This is a genomic window from Micromonospora sp. NPDC049081, from assembly GCF_040648835.1.
Classification (GTDB): domain Bacteria; phylum Actinomycetota; class Actinomycetes; order Mycobacteriales; family Micromonosporaceae; genus Micromonospora; species Micromonospora antibiotica.
The window spans coordinates 562171-581501 of the sequence record NZ_JBEZEK010000002.1; the positions used below are offsets into that span (position 1 = coordinate 562171).

General features: G+C 72.7%; 24 protein-coding genes. 13 read left to right on the top strand and 11 right to left on the bottom strand.

The annotated features are described in order from the left end of the window. Positions 1–188: 188 nt before the first annotated feature. Positions 189–962 (top strand): M23 family metallopeptidase, encoded by a 774-nt coding sequence (locus AB0B63_RS06305; RefSeq protein ID WP_208568464.1) that lies wholly within the window; start codon positions 189–191, stop codon positions 960–962. A gap of 76 nt (positions 963–1038) precedes the next feature. On the opposite strand, the gene AB0B63_RS06310 is transcribed toward AB0B63_RS06305, so the two are convergent. From AB0B63_RS06310 to AB0B63_RS06330, 5 genes are all read right to left on the bottom strand, one after another. Continuing rightward, positions 1039–1533, bottom strand: coding sequence for a TspO/MBR family protein (locus AB0B63_RS06310; RefSeq protein WP_357015027.1), 495 nt, complete (start codon positions 1531–1533; stop codon positions 1039–1041). A 211-nt stretch (positions 1534–1744) separates the two neighbouring features. Further along, positions 1745–1888: a GPGG-motif small membrane protein gene (locus AB0B63_RS06315; protein WP_007464364.1), complete on the bottom strand. Its 144-nt coding sequence runs from the start codon at positions 1886–1888 to the stop codon at positions 1745–1747. 42 nt (positions 1889–1930) lie between these two features. Then, a complete protein-coding gene (locus AB0B63_RS06320; RefSeq protein WP_208568466.1) occupies positions 1931–2653 on the bottom strand; it encodes a metallophosphoesterase in 723 nt (240 codons plus the stop codon). A 10-nt stretch (positions 2654–2663) separates the two neighbouring features. Further along, entirely contained in the window at positions 2664–2930 is a 267-nt protein-coding gene (locus AB0B63_RS06325; RefSeq protein WP_208568467.1) for a hypothetical protein, read from the bottom strand. Further along, the gene (locus AB0B63_RS06330; RefSeq protein ID WP_208568468.1) at positions 2927–3532 is read right to left on the bottom strand and encodes a nucleotidyltransferase; all 606 of its coding nucleotides are present in this window, start codon (positions 3530–3532) and stop codon (positions 2927–2929) included. The genes AB0B63_RS06325 and AB0B63_RS06330 overlap by 4 nt, the downstream gene beginning before the upstream one ends. Positions 3533–3687: 155 nt before the next feature. Between AB0B63_RS06330 and AB0B63_RS06335 the strand changes: the two genes are divergently transcribed. The 4 genes from AB0B63_RS06335 (at position 3688) to AB0B63_RS06350 (ending at position 7934) form a co-directional block, all read left to right on the top strand. Continuing rightward, positions 3688–4431 carry a thymidylate kinase gene (locus AB0B63_RS06335; protein ID WP_208568469.1) on the top strand — a complete coding sequence of 248 codons (744 nt, stop codon included), beginning with the start codon at positions 3688–3690 and terminating at the stop codon, positions 4429–4431. A 150-nt stretch (positions 4432–4581) separates the two neighbouring features. Beyond that, entirely contained in the window at positions 4582–5496 is a 915-nt protein-coding gene (locus AB0B63_RS06340; protein WP_208568470.1) for a MurR/RpiR family transcriptional regulator, read from the top strand. 71 nt (positions 5497–5567) lie between these two features. After that, a complete protein-coding gene (locus AB0B63_RS06345; protein ID WP_208568507.1) occupies positions 5568–6467 on the top strand; it encodes an N-acetylmuramic acid 6-phosphate etherase in 900 nt (299 codons plus the stop codon). Positions 6468–6944: 477 nt separating this feature from the next. Continuing rightward, positions 6945–7934, top strand: coding sequence for a sigma-70 family RNA polymerase sigma factor (locus AB0B63_RS06350; protein ID WP_208568471.1), 990 nt, complete (start codon positions 6945–6947; stop codon positions 7932–7934). Between the two features lie 128 nt (positions 7935–8062). Here AB0B63_RS06350 and AB0B63_RS06355 read toward each other — a convergent pair whose 3' ends face one another. Then, positions 8063–9046 (bottom strand): C40 family peptidase, encoded by a 984-nt coding sequence (locus tag AB0B63_RS06355; RefSeq protein WP_208568472.1) that lies wholly within the window; start codon positions 9044–9046, stop codon positions 8063–8065. 483 nt (positions 9047–9529) lie between these two features. Here AB0B63_RS06355 and AB0B63_RS06360 point away from each other — a divergent pair, with 483 nt between their 5' ends. Further along, on the top strand, positions 9530–10048 hold the full coding sequence (locus tag AB0B63_RS06360; RefSeq protein WP_357015033.1) for a DUF6232 family protein: 519 nt from the start codon (positions 9530–9532) through the stop codon (positions 10046–10048). A 12-nt stretch (positions 10049–10060) separates the two neighbouring features. Here the strand turns inward: AB0B63_RS06360 and AB0B63_RS06365 are convergent, their stop codons facing one another. Together AB0B63_RS06365 and AB0B63_RS06370 are read right to left on the bottom strand one after the other, a co-directional pair. Further along, positions 10061–10390 carry a DUF3817 domain-containing protein gene (locus AB0B63_RS06365; protein WP_208568474.1) on the bottom strand — a complete coding sequence of 110 codons (330 nt, stop codon included), beginning with the start codon at positions 10388–10390 and terminating at the stop codon, positions 10061–10063. Positions 10391–10414: 24 nt separating this feature from the next. Continuing rightward, positions 10415–10837 carry a hypothetical protein gene (locus tag AB0B63_RS06370; RefSeq protein ID WP_208568475.1) on the bottom strand — a complete coding sequence of 141 codons (423 nt, stop codon included), beginning with the start codon at positions 10835–10837 and terminating at the stop codon, positions 10415–10417. Between the two features lie 128 nt (positions 10838–10965). On the opposite strand from AB0B63_RS06370, the gene AB0B63_RS06375 reads away from it, so the two are divergent. From AB0B63_RS06375 to AB0B63_RS06385, 3 genes are read left to right on the top strand one after another with little or no spacing between them, the layout of a single operon-like run. Further along, entirely contained in the window at positions 10966–11286 is a 321-nt protein-coding gene (locus tag AB0B63_RS06375; RefSeq protein ID WP_208568476.1) for a DUF6158 family protein, read from the top strand. Next, on the top strand, positions 11286–11603 hold the full coding sequence (locus tag AB0B63_RS06380) for a hypothetical protein (RefSeq protein WP_208568477.1): 318 nt from the start codon (positions 11286–11288) through the stop codon (positions 11601–11603). The genes AB0B63_RS06375 and AB0B63_RS06380 overlap by 1 nt, the downstream gene beginning before the upstream one ends. 54 nt (positions 11604–11657) lie before the next feature. Next, positions 11658–12200, top strand: a complete 543-nt coding sequence (locus AB0B63_RS06385; RefSeq protein WP_208568478.1) for a DUF1360 domain-containing protein — start codon at positions 11658–11660, stop codon at positions 12198–12200. Between the two features lie 68 nt (positions 12201–12268). On the opposite strand, the gene AB0B63_RS06390 is transcribed toward AB0B63_RS06385, so the two are convergent. The 3 genes from AB0B63_RS06390 to AB0B63_RS06400 form a co-directional block, all read right to left on the bottom strand. Continuing rightward, positions 12269–12478 (bottom strand): hypothetical protein, encoded by a 210-nt coding sequence (locus tag AB0B63_RS06390; RefSeq protein WP_208568479.1) that lies wholly within the window; start codon positions 12476–12478, stop codon positions 12269–12271. Positions 12479–12541: 63 nt separating this feature from the next. Further along, positions 12542–12784 carry a hypothetical protein gene (locus AB0B63_RS06395; protein WP_208568480.1) on the bottom strand — a complete coding sequence of 81 codons (243 nt, stop codon included), beginning with the start codon at positions 12782–12784 and terminating at the stop codon, positions 12542–12544. Between the two features lie 37 nt (positions 12785–12821). After that, positions 12822–13925: a 3-deoxy-7-phosphoheptulonate synthase gene (locus AB0B63_RS06400; RefSeq protein WP_208568481.1), complete on the bottom strand. Its 1104-nt coding sequence runs from the start codon at positions 13923–13925 to the stop codon at positions 12822–12824. 312 nt (positions 13926–14237) lie between these two features. Between AB0B63_RS06400 and AB0B63_RS06405 the strand changes: the two genes are divergently transcribed. The 4 genes from AB0B63_RS06405 to AB0B63_RS06420 all read left to right on the top strand — a co-directional run bounded on the left by AB0B63_RS06405 (position 14238) and on the right by AB0B63_RS06420 (position 19132). Next, positions 14238–15395, top strand: a complete 1158-nt coding sequence (locus AB0B63_RS06405; protein ID WP_357015038.1) for an alkaline phosphatase PhoX — start codon at positions 14238–14240, stop codon at positions 15393–15395. Between the two features lie 435 nt (positions 15396–15830). Next, positions 15831–16100: a hypothetical protein gene (locus tag AB0B63_RS06410; RefSeq protein ID WP_307799436.1), complete on the top strand. Its 270-nt coding sequence runs from the start codon at positions 15831–15833 to the stop codon at positions 16098–16100. Positions 16101–16496: 396 nt separating this feature from the next. After that, complete coding sequence (locus tag AB0B63_RS06415) at positions 16497–17789, top strand: pitrilysin family protein (protein ID WP_208568483.1); 1293 nt, start codon at positions 16497–16499, stop codon at positions 17787–17789. Beyond that, positions 17786–19132 carry a pitrilysin family protein gene (locus AB0B63_RS06420; RefSeq protein WP_357015041.1) on the top strand — a complete coding sequence of 449 codons (1347 nt, stop codon included), beginning with the start codon at positions 17786–17788 and terminating at the stop codon, positions 19130–19132. The genes AB0B63_RS06415 and AB0B63_RS06420 overlap by 4 nt, the downstream gene beginning before the upstream one ends. Positions 19133–19331 lie beyond the last annotated feature (199 nt).

Sequence of the window (19331 nt, forward strand, 5' to 3'; positions counted from 1 at the left end):
CCGATCGGTCCACCCCCTGGTGGACACGGCCCGGTAACAATCACGAAACCCTCTCACCGCAGGTGGGCGCGCTCCCACCCGTGGTCACCGAATAGGGGTGGGCAGGGGTCCGTACCGCTTCCCATCGATGGCGATATCTGCCACCCTCAGGGCAGGATATCGAAGAATCTCTACATCGGAGGTGCTGGATGCGTAAACGGTGGTGGAGTCTGCTGGCAGCGTTCCTGCTGGTCACCGGAATCCTGGTGCCGGCCGGCCCGGCGTGGGCCGCACCCACGTTCAAGGTGCCCTTCCCCTGCAACCAGTCCTGGTCCGGCCAGACCCGGTCGGACCACAGCCCGGCGAACGCGATCGACTTCAACCGCACCGACGACGTCGGTGACCCGGTGGTCGCCAGCGCCCCCGGCACCGTCGACCGGGTCACCGACCTCGGCGGTACGAGCTACGGCAAGTACGTCCGGATCGACCACGGCGGCGGCTACACGACCTACTACGCCCACCTCAACGGCTTCAACGTCTCGGTCGGGCAGCAGGTCGGCTACGGCAAGGTGATCGGCTGGGTCGGCTCCACCGGCGGCTCCACCGGCCCGCACCTGCACTACGAGCAGCGCCTCAACGGCGACGACATCAAGGTCAAGTTCAACGGCACGGTCGCGCTGTACTGGGGCACCAAGACGTACACCAGCGGCAACGGCTGCTCCAGCGGCACCGGGTCGGGCACGGTCGACACCGCCGGCACCCCGCTGACCGTGCGGTCCGGGCCGGGCACCGGCTACGCCTCGGTCGGCACGGTCGCCGACGGCACCAAGGTCACCATCGGCTGCCAGACCAGCGGCACCACGGTCACCGGCACCTACGGCACCAGCGCGATCTGGGACCGGATCGGCTCCGGCCGGTTCATCGCCGACGCCTACGTCTACACCGGCCACGACGGCTACATCCCGAACGTGCCCCGCTGCTGAGACCGGACCCGTCGGGCCGGGGGCGGACCCGCCCCCGGCCCGACGACGACCCCCGGGTCGCCCCGGGGCGGCGACGTCAGCTGTTGAGCTGCCAGATCGAGAAGTTCAACGCGGCGGCGAAGGTGACCCAGGCCCAGTAGGGCACCATCAGGGCCGCCGCCGGCCGGGAGATCCGCCAGAAGGCGACCACCGTCACGGCGATCGCCAGCCACATCAGCACGATCTCGGCGAAGGCCAGCCCGTAGCGGCCCGCGCCGAAGAAGAGCGGGGTCCAGATCGCGTTCAGCACCAGCTGGGCCACCCAGGCCCAGACCGCCGGGCCGAAGCCGACCCGCCGCCAGACCAGCCAGCCGGCGACCGCGATCATCGCGTAGAGCAGGGTCCAGACCGGGCCGAACAGCCACGAGGGTGGGGCCCAGGCCGGCTGGCGCAGGGCGGCGTACTCGTCGCTGGTGCCGGACACCCCCAGCCCGCCGATCGCGGCGGCGACGGTGACGGCCGCGCCGAAGGCGAGCAGCATCCACCAGGTCCGCGCGGTGCCGGTCCGCCGGTCGCTCCGGGTTGTCTCCATGGTCAAGATATTTCCCCGGTACGCCCCGGCAAAAACCCGCCCCCGGCCCGGCGTGGGCCGGCCCGGTCGCGTCACCGGGCAGCGGTCGCCCCGGGCGGGGTACCACCCCCGCACAGCATGACGCCGGGGTCGTCGATGCCGGAGGCCCCTGTCTGGGAGGACGGGGCTTCCGGGGGCGACGACCCCGGCGGGTCAGGTGCGGGTACCGGCGTCAATTGAAGATGCTGACACCACCCGGGCCGACCAGAAGGCCGACCACGATGAGGACGATGCCCCACAGGATCTGCCGGCGGAACAGCGCGAGGATGCCGGCGACCACGAGTACGACTGCGAGAATCCAGAGAATCAGCTCCATGGCTGCTGAATACCCGGCGGCCCGATCCCGAAAACCTGCTTCTCAGTCGATTTGATCTCCCAGGTGGAAGACGCTGTACGCCTGCTTGATCACCGGATGGGCGACGTTGCGTACCCGCACCCCGCCGGGCGTGACACCGCGTTCGGTGCCGGCGTGCGCGTGGCCGTGCAGGGCGAGCGCCGTCGGCGCCGAGTCGATCGCCTGACCCAGCTGGTACGACCCGAGGAACGGGTAGATCTCCAACGGCTCACCGGCCAGGGTGTCCGGTACCGGGGCGTAGTGGGTCAGCGCGACGAGCAGGTCGCAGTCCAGCCCGCGCAGCGCCTCACCCAACGCCGCCGCGCTCTCGTTGCTGGTCCGGACGAACGACTTCATCTCCGGCTCGCCGAAGTCGCTGGCGCACCGGCCGGCGAACCCGCCGCCGAAGCCCTTGACGCCGGCCACCCCGAGCCGGCCGCCGGGGCACTCCAGCACCGTGCCGGTCCCCTCCAGCACGGTGATCCCGGCATCCTCCAGCACCTTGACCACCTGCGGCACCTGGTCGCACTGGTGGTCGTGGTTGCCGAGCACGGTGACCACCGGCACCCCGAGGCCGCCGAACTCCTGGGCGACGCAGCGCGCCTCGGCCTCGGTGCCGTGCCGGGTCAGGTCACCGGCGAGCAGCAGCACGTCGGCGCAGTCGGGCAGCTCCTCCAGGGCCGGGCGGAACCGGCCCAGCACGTCGGCGTCCAGGTGGACGTCGCCGACGGCGGCGATCCGGATCATCGGGTCCTCCTCACGGCAGCTCCTCGACCTGGGCCGGCGCCTGGGCGCGGATCACCCCGATGTCGCTGGTGATCGCCTCGTCCGGGAACCGTTCGGCCACCCGACGCAGGATCTCGGCCCGCCGTTGCGGGCTCTCCACCTCGCCGGTGAGGACCAGGCCGCGTTCCCGACGGGCCACGGTGATGCCCTGCTCGGCGACGTCCGGGTCCTCGGTCAGCAGCCGTTGGATCGCCGCCTCGACGTACTCGTCCGGCGGGCCGGCGCTGTGCTCGGTCACGGGGTCTCCCTCTCCTCGGGGATACGGGCGTACGGCACCGGCGTCCCCCCGTACGGGACGACGTCGAGCCGGTCCAGCAACATCAGGAACGCTTCGGCGTACGGCGAGTGCTGGGTCTCCTTGCGTACCCGCTCCCAGTCGATCTGTTCGCGCAGCGACCGGGCCAGCGGCAGGCCCCGGGCGAAGTCGCAGTAGTGCTGGGAGAAGCTGAGCAGCTTGTGCACCATCAGCCGGGTCGCCGACAGCACCGGCATCCGGATGGCGTCCACCGGGCGGATCACGGTGTCGGCGAGGGTCTCGTGCGTGACCGGGGTCTCCACCGGCCGGTGGATCAGGTCCACCATCCGCCCGTCGTCGTAGACCTTGACCAGCCAGTCCTCCGGCGGGCGTTCGGCGGTGAAGCCCTCGTCGGTCAGCGCCTCCAACGCCCGCTCGACGTGCTCCTCGGGGAGCAGGAAGTCCACGTCGTGCTCGCTGGAGTGGCCGCCGTGCGCATAGACGGCGAAGCTGCCGCCGAGCGCGAAGGGGATCTCGTTCTGCTTGAGCACGGCGGCGACCCGCTTGAGGGTGTGCAGGAGGCTGACGTCCCCGCGCTCGGCCATCTGGTCTCTCCCGTCGTGGATGGTCGGTGGGAAATGACGTTGCGTACCCGGCTGCCCGCCCGCCCACACCTGGGCCGGTGGACCGATGCGGTCATCGCGCCCACCGGGCACCCGATCGGACAGCGGGTGTGCGCGGGTCGGATAGTCTGTGCAGGGTGGCCAGATCACGGCGCGCGACCGACGGTAGGCCCCGACTGCGTCGCGTCGCGTTGATCGGCATCGACGGTTCGGGCAAGACCACCCAGGCGCACCGGCTCGCCGCCGCGTTGACCTCGGCCGGGCGGCCGGCCACCTACCACCGCAACGCGAGCGGTCGGCGTTGGCTCGGCCGGGTCGCCCACCGGTTCGGCCGCTCCGACGCACAGGGGCTGGTGGGCCGGGACGGGATGCTCGCCGTGGAGTCCGTGCTGCGCTGGCTGGCGATCGCCGCCGCGCTGCTCAGTTGCCTGGTGACCGGGCGGACCGCCGTGATGGACCGCTACTCCGCCTGCCAGTACGCCAGCATCCGGGCGCACGGTGGCCAGCGGTGGGAGCGGCTGGCGCGGGCCGGCTACCGGGTCTTTCCCGCGCCGCAGGTCACCTTTCTGCTCACCGTCGACCCGGTCGAGGCGTACCGGCGCATCGAGCGACGGGGTGAGGACCACGAGACGATGGGCTGGTTGACCGCCGCCGACGCGGCCTACCGGTCGTTGCCCGAGTACCCGGGTTTCGTGGTGGTCGACGCGGGAGGCGGGCCGGACGAGGTGTCCCGGCGGATCCGGGCGCACCTGGCGCGTTGGCTGCCGCCGGAGGAGGGGGCCGTCCCGGTGGCCGTCGATCCGCCGGACGACACCGGACCGTCCGCCCCGGCGACCGACGGCGTCGGGCGGGAGCCGGTCGCCGCCCAGGCCCGACCGTAGACCGAGGCGATTCCACCGGACCGGCCGAGGTGCGTCAGGCTGCGCAAATGGGAGTCTGTGCCGGAACGCCCCCGGTGCCGGGGGATACTTCCTGTCGGATACGCGCGGTCATGGTTGACGGCTCGCGGCTCATGAAAGTAAGTTTCATCCGTGGCGAAGAGTCCGAAGATTTCTGTGAGTCACGAGCCGGGTGGGCTGATCGTCCACATCAGCGGCCTGCTCCCGTCGCTGTCCCCCGCCGAGCAGCGGGTCGCCCGCCTGGTCGTCGCCGACCCCGCCGACGCCGCCCGACGGACCATCACCGACCTCGCCACCGCCGCCGAGACCTCCGAGGCCACCGTCATCCGGTTCTGCCGGTCCGTCGGCATGGACGGCTATCCGCAGCTGCGGATCCGGCTCGCCGCCGAGGCCGCCCGCCGGATCGAGCCGCCGGACGCCCGGGTGGTCGGTGGGGACATCCCGCCCGGCGCCGACCTGGCCCAGATCATCGCCACCATCGCCTTCAACGACGCCCGGGCCGTCGAGGAGACCGCCCAGCAGCTCGACCCGGCCGTCTGCGAGCAGGTCGTCGAGGCGATCGTCGGCGCGGGCCGGATCGAGGTCTACGGTGCCGGCGCGAGCGGGTTCGTCGCCTCCGACTTCCAGCAGAAGCTGCACCGCATCGGCCGGATCGCCTTCTCCTTCCCGGACGTGCACACCGCGCTGACCTCCGCCGCGCTGCTCGGCAAGGGCGACGTGGCGGTCGGCATCTCGCACACCGGCACCACCTCCGACGTGATCGAGGTGCTCGAACAGGCCCGCACCCGGGGCGCGGTCACCGTCGCGCTGACCAACTTCCCCCGTTCGCCGATCACCGAGGTCGCCGACTTCGTCCTCACCACCGCCGCCCGCGAGACGACGTACCGCTCGGGCGCGATGGCAAGCCGGCTGGCGCAGCTCACCGTGGTCGACTGCCTCTTCGTGGGGGTGGCCGCCCGGAACCGGGCACGGGCCCGCCGGGCGCTGGAGGTCACCGCCGAGGCGGTGCGGACACACCGGGTGGGCGGCAGCCGGAGGCGTTCGTGACCACCGGCCCGACCCGGCCGGACGACACGGTGGAGCAGCAGGGCACCGAGGGTGTGGTCGACCTGCGGCCGGTGGTCCGGGTCGGTGCGCCCACCGAACGGCGCAACCCGCACAGCACCGATCTCGACCTGATGTCGACCCGCGACGTGCTCACCGTCATCAACGACGCCGACCGGAAGGTGCCCGCGGCGGTGGCGGCCGTGCTGGACGAGATCGCGGTGACCGTCGACCTCGCGGTGACCGCGCTGCGCGGCGGGCACCGGGTGCACTACTTCGGCGCCGGCACGTCCGGCCGGCTCGGAGTGATCGACGCCGCCGAGCTGGCCCCCACCTTCAACTCGCCGCGCGGCTGGTTCTGCGCGCACCTGGCCGGTGGCCCGGACGCGATGTGGCAGGCCGTGGAGGACGCCGAGGACGACCTGCGCGGCGGCGCGGCGGAGGCCGCCCGGTGCGTGGCCGCCGGGGACCTGGTGGTCGGACTGGCGGCCAGCGGGCGCACACCGTACGTCCTCGGTGCGCTCGGTGCGTCCCGGGAGCGCAGCGCCTCGACCGTGTTGCTCTGTGCCAATCCGGAGGTCCGGGCAGCCGGCGAGGTCGACGTGGTCATCGGGGTCGACACCGGCCCCGAGGTGGTGACCGGTTCGACCCGGATGAAGGCGGGCACCGCGCAGAAGTTGGTGCTGAACACCTTCTCCACGGCGGTGATGGTGCGACTGGGTCGGGTCTACTCCAACCTGATGATCGACATGGTGGCCACCAACGCCAAGCTGCGGGGCCGCATGATCTCCATCCTGATCGAGGCGACCGGGTGCACCGAGGAGGTCTCCCGGCGGGCCCTGCACGAGGCCGACGGCGACCTCAAGACCGCACTGGTCTCGCTGCTCTCCGGCGCCGAGATCGCCGTGGCACGGGCCGCGCTGGCCCGTACCGCGCACCAGGTCCGTGGCGCGATCGCCCTGCTCGCGTCCTGATCCGTCCCGGTTCCCACCCCCGTGCCGTTCCCGACCCCTGCCGTGGCGTCCCACCGGCCCGGACGCCGGGCCGCAGTGATGGAGAACACCGTGCCACCGGGACGTCCGTCACGACGCCGATTGTTGTTCGGGGCGTGGGGTAATCCAGGAGTGCCGGATGAACCAACCGGTCCACCGGCCCGTATCTGGCAGTGACCGGGATCGCCGTCGGGCGGTGACGAGGGTCGCTCCGGGTCGGAGTGTCGCAATGGCGCGACACTCGGAATTCGGTCGGCGACACCACGTCCCACCAGCGCCGACCCGGAGGACGTCAGCAGTCCCACGGGGAGGCTGACAGCAAACGTGGACCGGGCTTTCAGCTGGCACTCAGGCATTCGTGACACTTTCGACTCACGACATGGAATCCCCGACCCGTCCGAACTGTTGTGCAGGTGTCAGCACCGGCTGGGCAGCGGGGGAGGGCTGATGGACGTGGGGATGGCAAGGAACCGGGCAACCGGCGCGAGCGAGGGGACCGTGGACACCGTGGACAAGAACATCGGCATGCGAACCGACGAGGTCGCCGAGGAGCGTGACCTGGTCGGCGTCTACCTTCACGAGATCTCCCGGACGCCACTGCTGGACGCCGCCAAGGAGGTCGACCTCTCCAAGGCGATCGAGGCCGGGCTCTACGCCGAGCACCTGCTCGGCGAGGACCGGGTTCCCGACGGGGCCGACCGGGACGACCTGGAGCGGCTGGTCGTCGAGGGGGAACGGGCGAAGGATCTCTTCATCCGGGCCAACCTGCGGCTGGTCGTGTCGATCGCCCGCCGGTACGTGCGGTCCGGGATGCCCATGCTGGATCTGATCCAGGAGGGCAACACCGGTCTGGTGCGCGCGGTCGAGAAGTTCGACTACGAGCGGGGCTACAAGTTCTCCACCTACGCCACCTGGTGGATCCGTCAGGCGATCAGCCGGGCGATCGCCCAGCAGGAGCGTACGGTGCGGCTGCCCGTGCACCTGGTCGAGGACGTCAACCGGATGCGCAACGTGGCCCGCCAACTCACCCGTGAGCTGGGCAGCGACCCGGAGCCGGAGCAGATCGCGACGGCACTGGGCGTCACCGTGGAGCGGGTCAACGAGCTGCGGCGCTGGTCGCAGGACACCGTTTCGCTGGACACCCCGGTCGGCGACGACGGTGACACCAACCTCGGTGACCTGGTCGCCGACAGTGACGCCCCGTCGCCGGAGGACATCGTCCTCACCGGGTTGGAGCGGCAGCGCATCGAGGGTCTGCTCAACCACCTCGACGACCGGTCCGCCGGCATCATGCGGGCCCGGTACGGCCTGGAGGACGGGCGGGAGCACTCGCTGACCGAGGTCGCGTCGCGCTTCTCGCTCTCCCGGGAGCGGATCCGGCAGTTGGAGATCCAGGCGCTCGGCCGGCTGCGCGAGCTGGCCCGTGCGGAGGGCCTCCAGGCGGCCTGAGTCGGCCCGGTCGGGCGTACCACCCGACCCGAACCGAGCGGCCCGTCAACGGTCTGAGCTGGTAGTAATGACGGCGAACGGCCGGCGTCCGATAGGGGGACGCCGGCCGTTCGCCGTTGCCGTACCGGTCAGCGGACCCGACCGTAGCCGGCGATGCTCATCATGTTCATCTTGCGTTTGAGCACGTTGCGGCCCGCGCTCGGCGCGTCGATCACCTGACCGTCGCCGACGTAGAGGGCCACGTGCCCCAACCCCGAATAGAAGACCAGGTCACCGGGGCGTAGCTCGCCACGGCTGACCCGGGAGGTCGCGTTCCACTGCATCGCCGCGTTGTGCGGCAGCCGCTTGCCGGCGGACCGCCACGCGGCCAGGGTCAGGCCGGAGCAGTCGTACCCGTTGGGTCCTTCGGCCCCCCAGACGTACGGCTTGCCGATCGCGCCGTAGGCGTACCGGACGGCGGCTCCGGCGCTGCCGGAGACGGCCGGTGCGTCGGGGGTGTCGGCGGAGGCGGAACTCTTCGGCTTCTTCACCGGTGCCTCGGTCGCCCGACCGTACGCCGCCCGGCGCATCTCGTAGAGCTCCGCCAGGTCCTGCTCGATGCGCTTCTTGGTCTTGGCGACCGCCCGGGACTGGGCGGCCTGCCGGGCCAGGGTGCTGTCGAGGCGGGCCTTCTGGTCGAGCAACGCCCGCTGGTCGGCGGTGTACCCGTCGATCTGCTGTTGGCGGTGCCGGGTGAGCTGGTCGAGGGTGCCGAGCCGGTCGACCAGCGAGCCGCCGGCCGGGTCGAGGATCGCCTCGGCGGTGCGCAGCCCACCGGTCTTGTAGGCGGTGGCGGCGATCTGCCCCACGGCGGCGCGGCTCTGCGCGGCCTGGGCCTCCAGCGGGCCGATCCGCGCGTGCAGACCGGCTGCGGTGGCCTGGTTCGTCTTGATCTCCTCGTTGAGCTTGTTGTACGACTCGACGATCCGTTCCAGCTCCGCCGAGGACCTCTCGATCCGGGCGGTGAGGTCGGCGACCGACGGTTCGGCCCGGACCGGCGCCGACGGGGCGATCAGCGCGGCCGACAGGCCGGCGACCGCCAGGGTTCGCAGCAGCATCCGTAAGGACGACAAGAGCGGAAGACTCCTCTCCCACCGGTCACCGGAGGATGCTGAGCCCCCGGTGACACCGGCCGGGCCCGTCCGGATGGACGGCCGTTTACCGTGCCGGCCCGATCAACCTAACCTGTGGCGGGAGTGACGCGCAGACAAAGCCGCGGCGAATGTTGGCGGAGCGCTGCGGCGGGTCGTTGTGGCAGGTGACGCCGGTGGTGCCCGGCGGACGACCGGGCACCGACTTCTGAGTGGTTGGCGAGGAAGGTCCCATTCGTCGTTCCAGACGGATGCCGGCGTGGATCGAGACGGTAAAGCCGGATAAAACCGAATTGGTGGTCAGATGCCGGCGGTCGGGTAGGTGGCGCTCGTCGGAACTGTCGGAAATCGGAGCGCGGGCCGGGCGTGCCGGCAACAGAATGGAGCCCCGGCCGGGAATCCCGCCGTGCGCAGATGGCGTCGCGGTGGGGTCCACCGGCCCCGCCGGCCCCCTGGGAGGACGCCGTGCAGGCAGACCGCACCAGCACCCGACCGCCGCCACGCTGGTCCCGACCGACCACCCTGCTGTACGCCCGGCCCGGGATCGTGGTGACCACCGAACGGTTCACCGCCGGCCGGAGCAGCTACGCCGTCGCCGACCTCACCCACCTACGGACCGGACGGGGCCCGCACGACCGGCTCGCCGCCCGGATCGTCACGCTCGCCGCCGTCGGCGCGGGCACGGCCGGTGTGCTGCTCGGTTTCACCGGAGGGCTGGAGCGGCTCACCGCCGGGGCGTACCTGGGGCTGGGCGCGGTGTGCCTACTGCCCGTGCTGCTGGTGCTGCTCGGGGACCGCTGGCGGCCACCGGCCCACGAACTGCACGGCCACTGCCACGGCACCGAGCTGCTGCTGTTCAGCAGCGACGACCGGGACCAGTTCGACCAGGTGGTCGACGCCCTGCACCAGGCCCGCGAACAACACCGCTACCCCGACGCCGACGACCCGTCACCCACCACCCGCCACTGGCGACCGACCCGCTGACACCGGCCCCCGTCAGAGAGCGGCAGGCTCCGGCGTACGGGGGTGCGCGGTCGCCGCCAGCTCGCGGGTCACCTTCCGCTCCGCCACGAACGACACGAACGGCACCGTGCCGGCGAGCATCACCAGCAGCATCCGCTTCAACGGCCAGTCCACCCGACGCCCCAGATCGAAGGTGGCGGCCAGATAGAGCAGATAGAGCCAGCCGTGTGCGGTGCCGACGACCGCCACCACGATCGGCTCGTCGAACGCGTACTTCAGTGGCATGCCGATCAGCACCAGCACGGCCAGCGCCACGCCCACGATCCAGGCGATCACGCGGTACCGGGTAAGGGCTCCGCCCACCGTCGTCCGTCCTTCCGACCGGCCTCAGCCGGGATAGTCGCCGGGCCTCGCGCCCGGATTGTCGTTCAACCAGGTCAGATAGCGGTTGTACGCGGCCAGGTCGGCGTCGTCCGCACCGTCGGCCGGGGCGGCCGGCACCCGGGCGACCCGCACCGGACGGCGTACCGTCGGGGTGGCCGGTCCGGGGGAGGACGCCCCGCCGGGGTCCGGCGCGGTGGTCGACGGCGACCCGGCGCGCGGACCACGCAGCGTGTGCCGGACCTCACGCCACCAGACGAAGACCACGAAGCCGGCGAAGATCGGCCACTCCACCGCGTACGCCCAGCTCAGCGTGTTGCCGGAAGCGGCCCGGCTGATCTGCCACCAGCCCAGCGCCAGAAAGCCCGTCACCAGGACGACCAGGGCCACGTGGCGGAGGATCCACGCCGGTGTCCAGAGCCGCTTCATGCCGTCGAGGGTACCGGGACGGCACGCCGTCTCCGACGCGGCGTCGTAGCCAGCGCGCCGACGGGTTTGGTGACACCTGGGCTGGGCAACCGTCTAGACACCAGCCCAGTCGAGCCCGAGGGGGCGACATGACCGCATCAGCGCACCGGTCCGGCGACGGCAGCCCGGAGCAGCGCATGCCCGAGTGGGACGGCGACCACGTCCACCACCCGACCACCGTGCTCTCCGAAACCGACGGCGAACTGATCGGGGTGGACCCGGCCGAACTCGGCGACGACGACCTGATCCGCGAGTTGCAGAGCCTGCACCGCACCCGGCTCGACACGCTCCGGCACGCCGCCGACTCGGCGCTCGCCAACCACCTGCGGCGCACCGCCGAACTGGAGACCGAGTACCTGGCCCGGCACCCCGGCCGCGAGGTGGACCCGCACCGGCTGCGGGGGGCGTGATGGCCACCCCCGCCGAGCGCGGCATGTCCGCGCCGCCCGAGGTGGTGTTCAGCACCGCCACCGACCCCGACCGGATCGACGCCTGGTTGCCCGCGCCGCTGCGGGCCGACGGCGCGGCCCCGACCAGCCGGTACGACCACGAGTTACGGGCCCGCTGGGACGGCCCGGACGGGACGGCCGAACTGGAGGTCACCCCGGGCGACTCCGGCGGTGCCCGGGTGCGGCTGGAACTGCCCGCCGGGTCGGCCGCCGGGCTGGCCGACGAGTCCCTGGCCAACCTCGAACGCGAGGTCGCCGAGAACCTCACCGCGGGTTGATCCGACGGATGCCACGAACCGCCCACTGATGCGAACGACGAGCGAGGAGCCCCGGTGACCGACGGTGGTCTGAAGCAGAAGGTGGCGCGACTGCGCCAGGCGTACGCGCCGCACGAGCACCGGCCGCTGGGCGGCTACCTGGCCGCGATGGGCACCTACGCCGGGGTGACCGCGTCCATCGCGGCACTGGTGAAGGCGACCGGCCGGCCGGTGCCCGAACGACCCGCCCCGGGCGACGTGGTGCTGCTCGCCGTCGCCACCCACAAGCTGAGCCGGCTGCTGTCCAAGGACGCGGTGACCAGCCCGCTACGGGCCCCGTTCACCCGCTACGACCGCCCGATCGGCAGCGGCGAGGTGATGGAGCAGGTCCGCGACCAGGGCAGCTCCACCCGGCACGCGATCGGTGAGCTGCTCAGCTGCCCGTTCTGCCTGGCCGTGTGGGTGGCCACCGGGCTCACCGGCGGCCTGGTGCTGGCCCCCCGGCTGACCCGGCTGGTGGCGACCGCGCTGACCGCCGTCGCCGCGTCCGACTTCCTCCAGATGGGGTACGCGGTGGCACAGCAGGCCGCCGAGGGCGGCCGGCACGACGAGGGGTGACCCGTACACCCGGAAGGGGCCGGCGGATCGTGTCCGCCGGCCCCTTCCCGTCATCCGTCGCCACCCGCTCAGGTGGGGGTGGTGCCGTGGTCCTCGCCCGCCCAACCGCGCGACGCCTCCGGTTCCCGCTCGTCGGCGTCCGCGCCGGTGATCACGTCCCGGTCGACGGCGGTCCGCTCGTGCTCGTTGGCGAAATCCGGCTCGGGCAGGGTGTCCTGTCCCTCGGGGGGCTGGCCGAGGGCCGGCACCCGCTCGTGGTGTTCCTCATGGTCGGACATCTCGATCTCCTCTCGCCAGCCGGCGGCGTGACCCCGGCATCAGCTCGCCCCGGTGACGGCCGGTCAGCCTGCCGACCCACCCAGCAGGTCGGCCACCTCGTCGACCGCGTACTCCCCCTCGGGGAGGGCGGCGACCCGGGTGAGCAGCTCCGCCGGCAGGTCCGCGCTGACCGCCGAGCGGTAGATGTCGGCCTGGCTGAGCCGTTCCTGGCCGTGGTAGATCTCGTCCAGCAGCTCGTCGAGCTGCCGGAGGTCCGGCTGGTCGGTCCCGGGCAGGTCGCCGGTCATGGGCGCGTCGTCGGTCACCCCGCCCTGCTACCCGGGGCCGAAACGGTCAAACCCGTCAGGCCGGGGTGGGCAGGGTGGCCCGGCGGGCCCGGACGGCGGCCCCGAGGTGCTCCAGCACCTCCGCGGTGGTGTCCCAGTCGATGCAGGCGTCGGTGACCGACCGGCCGTAGGTCAGCTCCCGGGTCGGGTCCAGGTCCTGGCGGCCCTCCAGCAGGAAACTCTCCAACATGATGCCGACGATGCCGCGCTGACCGGCGGCGAGCTGGGCGGCCACGTCGGCGGCCACCCTCGGCTGGTTGCGGTGGTCCTTGCCGCTGTTGGCGTGGCTGGCGTCGACCACCAGCCGCTCCGGCAGCCCGGCCGCCCGCAGCAGGTCCAACGCCCCGGCCACCGACTCGGCGTCGTAGTTGGGTCGGCCCCCGCCGCCGCGCAGCACCAGGTGCCCGTCGGCGTTGCCCCGGGTGTGCATGATCGCCGGGGTGCCGGAGACGTCGATGCCGGGGAAGACGTGCGGCACCCCGGCCGCCCGGATCGCGTCCACGGCGGTGCCGATGCTGCCGTCGGGGCGGTTCTTCATGCCGATCGGCATGGACAGGCCGGAGGCGAGCTGCCGGTGCACCTGGCTCTCCACCGTCCGGGCCCCGATCGCGCCCCAGGCCACCGTGTCGGCGATGTACTGCGGGGTGATCGGGTCGAGGAACTCGCAGCCCACCGGCAGCCCCAACCGGACCACGTCGCGCAGCAGCGCCCGCGCGGTACGCAGGCCGGTGTTCACGTCACCGGAACCGTCAAGCGCCGGATCATTGATCAGGCCCTTCCAACCGACCGTGGAACGCGGCTTCTCGAAGTAGACCCGCATCACCACCAGCAGGTCGTCGGCGTGCCGGTCGGCGGCCTCGCGCAGCAGGTGCGCGTACTCCAGTGCCGCCGCCGGGTCGTGCACCGAGCACGGGCCGACCACCACCAGCAGCCGGTCGTCGGCCCGGTCCAGCACCCGGCCGACGTCACGCCGACCGGCCAACACGGCCGAGGCCAGCGGCGGGTCCAGGGGCAGCTCGTGCAGGAGCAGGGCGGGGGTGGTCAGCGGCACGACACGGTCGATCCGCTGGTCGATGACCGCGCCGTTGTCCGGGGTGGGCCCGTTGTCCGGGGTCGTCACGGTGGGAGTCCTTCCGCCGACCGTGCCCGGGGCCGGTGCCCGGGTCGAGCCGGCTGCTCGTAAACAGAAGGGCAGGAAGCTCAAGGCTCCTGCCCGGCCGGCTCGAAACGCGGTGACGTCAGCTCATGGTGAGGTCACCGGCTCCGCAGCCGGCTGCCTAAACCATCGATACGTACGCGTCACGCCGGCAAGCGTACCCGACCGGAGGCAAGGACTCATCCGCTCGTCGGCCGGTCCTCGTCTGACGTTCACCTCCGGCACCGCCACCGTCGGTAACTTCGGCGGCACCGCTCGCATCCCCCGGAGGTTCCGATGGACCGTCGTACCGTCCTGCGCGCCACCGTCGCCGGTGGGGCCGCCGCCTTCGCCGGCAGCCTCTGGTCCGGCGCCGCGTCCGCCGCACCGGCCCAGCCCGGCACCGGCCCCTACGGGCCGCTCGGCAGCGCCGACGGCAACGGCATCCAACTCCCCGCCGGCTTCACCAGCCGGGTGATCGCCCGCTCCCGGCAGACGGTGCCCGGCACCTCGTACACCTGGCATCCCGCGCCCGACGGCGGCGCCTGCTTCGCCGCCGGCACCGGCTGGATCTACGTCTCCAACTCGGAGGTCACCCCCAGCGGCGGCGCGTCGGCGGTGCGGTTCGCCGCCGACGGCACGGTCACCTCCGCGTACCGCATCCTGTCCGGCACCAACCAGAACTGCGCCGGTGGCGCGACCCCGTGGGGCACCTGGCTGTCCTGCGAGGAGACCAGCCGGGGCTTCGTCTACGAGACCTACCCGCAGGGCGGCACCGCCGCGGTGCAGCGCCCCGCGCTGGGCCGGTTCAAACACGAGGCGGCGGCGGCCGACCCGGTCCGCCAGGTGATCTACCTGACCGAGGACGAGACCGACGGCTGCTTCTACCGGTTCCGCCCCACCGTCTGGGGCGACCTCTCCGCCGGCACCCTGGAGGTACTGGTCGCCGGCACCGCCACCAGCGGCCCGGTGAGCTGGGCCCGGGTGCCCGACCCGGACGGCTCGCCGACGGCCACCCGCAACCAGGTCGCCGGGGCGAAGCGGTTCACCGGCGGCGAGGGCTGCTGGTACGCCGACGGCACCTGCTGGTTCACCACCAAGGGCGACAACCGGGTCTGGGCGTACGACGCGGTCGGCCAGCGCATCGACCTCGCGTACGACGACTCGCTGGTGACCGGTGGCGCCGCCCCACTGACCGGGGTGGACAACATCACCGGCACCCGCTCCGGTGACCTCTACGTCGCCGAGGACGGCGGCAACATGGAGATCAACATGATCACCCCGAGCGGGGTGGTGACGCCGTTCCTGCGGATCACCGGGCAGTCCTCCTCGGAGATCACCGGGCCGGCGTTCTCCCCCGACGGCAGCCGGCTCTACTTCTCCTCCCAGCGCGGCACGGCCGGCATCTCCGCCGGTGGCATCACCTACGAGGTACGCGGCCCGTTCCGTTCCTGACCCCGCCCGCCCCCGCCCCGCCTCCCGCCCTACGCCTCGCCCCGTCCCACCCTGCCCCGCCCTGCGCCTCGCGCCTCGCCCTGCCCGCCCCGCCCTGCGCCTCGCGCCTCGCTCTGCCCGCCCCGCTCCACCCTCGCGACCACCCTTTTGTCCGCCCTGCGCGGCCCCGCCTCCCGTCCGACCCGAATCCATGATCATCACGCGTGGTCTTCGTTGAAGATCGTGCTCGAACCAGGATGTAGTGGCCTCGGGTCAGTGAGAGGCCACTACATCCTGGTTCGAGGGTGATCTTGGGCGGTGGGGTCACGGTGGGGGAGGGGGTGACCTTGGGCAGCGAGGGCGGGGCGGGCAGGTCGAGGGGCGGGGCAGGGCGAGGGGCGGGGTGGGCCGGGTTCGAGGCGGTGTCCGGGTGGCATGTGTGAAGGTTTGTTGCGGGTGGGGGAGTTTGTGGCGTGGCGGGGGCGTCGATGGGGTATCGACATCGACATGATGACCCACGAGCAGAGCGACCAGGAACGGGTGGAGTCCCGGGCCCACCTGCTGCCCGAGGAGGCGGCGGTCGGCAGCGACGACCCGCAGGCCCAGGCCGAGGCGATCCTCGCCGAGTCGGATCTCCGCGAGGCCGACCAGGGGGCCGCCCCCGACACGGTGCTGGAACACCGCACCTCCGAAGAGACCGTGCCCCCGATCGAACCCCCCGACTGACCCGCCCGACTGCCGCCAGACTGACCCGCCCGGCGCCCCGCCCCGCCCCGCCCCGGCCGCCGCCCTGTTCCTGTCCACGGCTCACCAGTCCAGTCCCGTCCTGATCCATTCCGTACCGCGTTGGCCCGTTCCAGTCCCGTCCTGATCGAAAGCGGGAAGCGGGATGGCCGGGGCGAGGGGCGGCCGGGCGGTCAGGAGCGGGATGGCCGGGGTGCGGGGCGGCGGGGGCGAGGGCGGTCGGGGCAAGAGGCGGTCGGGGCGAGGGCGGTCGGGGCAAGAGGCGGTCGGGGCAAGAGATGATCAGGGCAAGAGGTGGTCGGGAGTGGGGTGGCGGCGCGGCGTGGCCGGGTGACGACACGTCGCCATCGCGACCTGGAGATCGGATAGCGTCGGGTCATGCCCGACAGCGGTTACCCCTGGCCCATCGAGACGACCCGACTGGACAACGGCCTGCGCGTGGTGGTGAGCGAGGACCGCACCGCCCCGGCGGTCGCGGTCAACCTCTGGTACGACGTGGGCTCCCGCCACGAGCCGGCGGGCCAGACCGGCTTCGCCCACCTCTTCGAGCACCTGATGTTCGAGGGCTCGGTCAACGTCGCCAAGACCGAACACATGAAACTGATCCAGGGCTCCGGTGGCTCACTCAACGCCACTACCAACCCGGACCGCACGAACTACTTCGAGACCGTCCCGGCCGAGCATCTGGAACTGGCCCTGTGGCTGGAGGCCGACCGGATGGGCGGTCTGGTCCCCGCGCTGACCCAGCATACCCTGGACAACCAGCGGGACGTGGTCAAGAACGAGCGTCGACAGCGCTACGAGAACGTCCCGTACGGCGACGCGTGGCTGCGGCTGCTCCCGCTGCTCTATCCGCCGGGGCACCCTTACCACCACGCGACGATCGGGTCGATGGCCGATCTGAACGCCGCCGACCTGGCCACCTTCCAGGCGTTCCACCAGACCTACTACGCGCCGGACAACGCCGTGCTCACCGTGGTCGGTGACGCCACCGCCGCCGAGGTGTTCGCGCTGGCCCAGCGGTACTTCGGGGCGATCCCGGCCCGTGGGGACATCCCCGCCGCGCCGGACGGCCACACCGTCGCCCGCACCGGTCGGCCCGCCGTCGAGACGGTCACCGCCGAGGTGCCGGCCGCCCGGGTGTACGTCGCGCACCGCACCCACCCGTTCGGCAGCCCCGGCTACGACGTGGCCACGGTGGCCGCCACCGTGCTCGGCAGCGGCCGGGGCAGCCGGCTCTACCAGCGGCTCGCCGACGGCGAACGGCTCGCCCAACCGGACCTGGTCGGCGCGTACGGGGTGGACCTGGCGCATGCCCCGGCACCGGTGATCGCCACCGCCACCGCCCGCCCCGGGGTGAGCGCGCAACGGCTCGCCGCAGGGGTCGCCGAGGTGGTCGACGAACTCGCCACCGTGCCGGTCACCGCCACCGAGCTGGACCGGGCCAAGGCGTTGCTCAGCACCGCGTGGTGGCGGCAGATGGCCACGGTGGACGGCCGGGCCGACGCCCTCGGCCGGTACGCCACCCAGTTCGGCGACCCGGCGAAGACCGCCGACCGGCTGCCCGGCTGGCTGTCGGTGACCGCCGGGCAGATCGCCGAGCTGGCCGCCGACCTGCTCACCCCCACCGACCGGGTGACCCTGACCTACCTGCCGGAGGAGACCTCATGACGCTGATCACCACCCGGCCGGGCCCGGGCACCGCCCGCCCGTACCGGTTCCCGACGGTGGTCCGGCGGGACGTCGCCGGTGGCCGGGTGGTCGCCGCGCACCTGCCCGGTCAGAATCTCGCCGTGGCGCTGCTGCTGCTCGACGCGGGCGCCGGCCGGGAACCGGTGGGCAAGGAGGGGCTCGGCGCGGTGCTGGCCAAGGCGTTGGAGGAGGGCACCGCGCACCGGGACGCCACCGGTTTCGCGCTGGCCGTCGAGGGCCTCGGCACCGAACTGGCCACCGGCCTGGACTGGGACACCTTCCAGGTCAGCGTGCAGGTGCCGGTGGACCGGCTCGGCGCGGCCGTGGAGTTGCTCGCCGAGGCGGTGCGGACGCCCCGGCTCGACCCGGACGACGTGCGTCGGGTCCGCGACGACGAGGCGACCGCGTTGCGGATGGACTGGGCCAACCCCGGCCCGCGCGCCGACGCGGTGTTGCGCGCCGACCTGTTCGGTGCGCAGCACCGGTGGGGCCGTCCGTTGTACGGCGACCCCGACTCGGTGGCCGGGCTGGACGTGGAGGACGTCACCGTCTTCCACTCCGAGTGGTTCCTGCGCCCCGGCACCCTGGTCGTCGCCGGTGACCTGGACCGGCTCGACCTGGACGCGTTGGGCGCGGCGGCCTTCGCCGGCACCGGCGGCGGTCCCGTCGAGCGGGGCGGCCCGATCGAGGTGCCGTTGCCCACCGGCCGGCGGATCATCCTGGTGGACCGGCCCGGGTCGGTGCAGTCCACGCTGCGGCTGGGGCACCCGGCGCCGCACCGCGCCCACCCCGACCACGTGCCGATGACGCTCGCCGGCACCGTGCTGGGTGGGGCGTTCACCTCCCGCCTCAACCACCTGATCCGCGAGGTACGCGGCTACACGTACGGCATCCGGGGCGACTTCGCCTCGTCCCGCCGGTTCGGCCGGTTCGCGGTCAGCTCCGGGGTGCAGACGGCGGTGACCGCGCCGGCCCTGGTCGAGGCGGTCGGCGAGATCACCCGTACCCGGGTGGGTGGGGTGACCGAGGACGAGCTGGCGGTGGCCCGGTCCTGGCGGGCGGGCCAGCTCTCGGTCGAGTTGCAGAGCCCGCGGGCGATCGCCTCGGCGTTGACCACCCTGGTCGTGCACGACCTGCCCGACGACTACCACGCCCGGTTGCGGGAGGCGTTGCTCGCCGCCGACGTGGCGCAGGTCTCCGCCGCTGCCGCCACCCACCTGCACCCGGAGGCGTTGACCCTGGTCATCGAGGGCGACGCGGCACTGATTCGCGACGAACTGGTCGCCTCCGGCCTCGGCGAGGTGACCGACCACGTCGGTTGACCGGCGTCCGGTGGGGGTGAGCGGCCACGCCGGTTGACCGGCGCCCGGCGGGGTGACCGGCCATGCCGGTTGACTGGCGTCCGGCGGGGTGAGCGGCCACGCCGGTGGGATGGCGTCCGGTGGGTGCGTGGCCACGGGGGTGAGGACCGGGTGGTGCCCGGGGCGGTGTGATTCCGGTCGCGTCGCCCCGGGCGGGCCG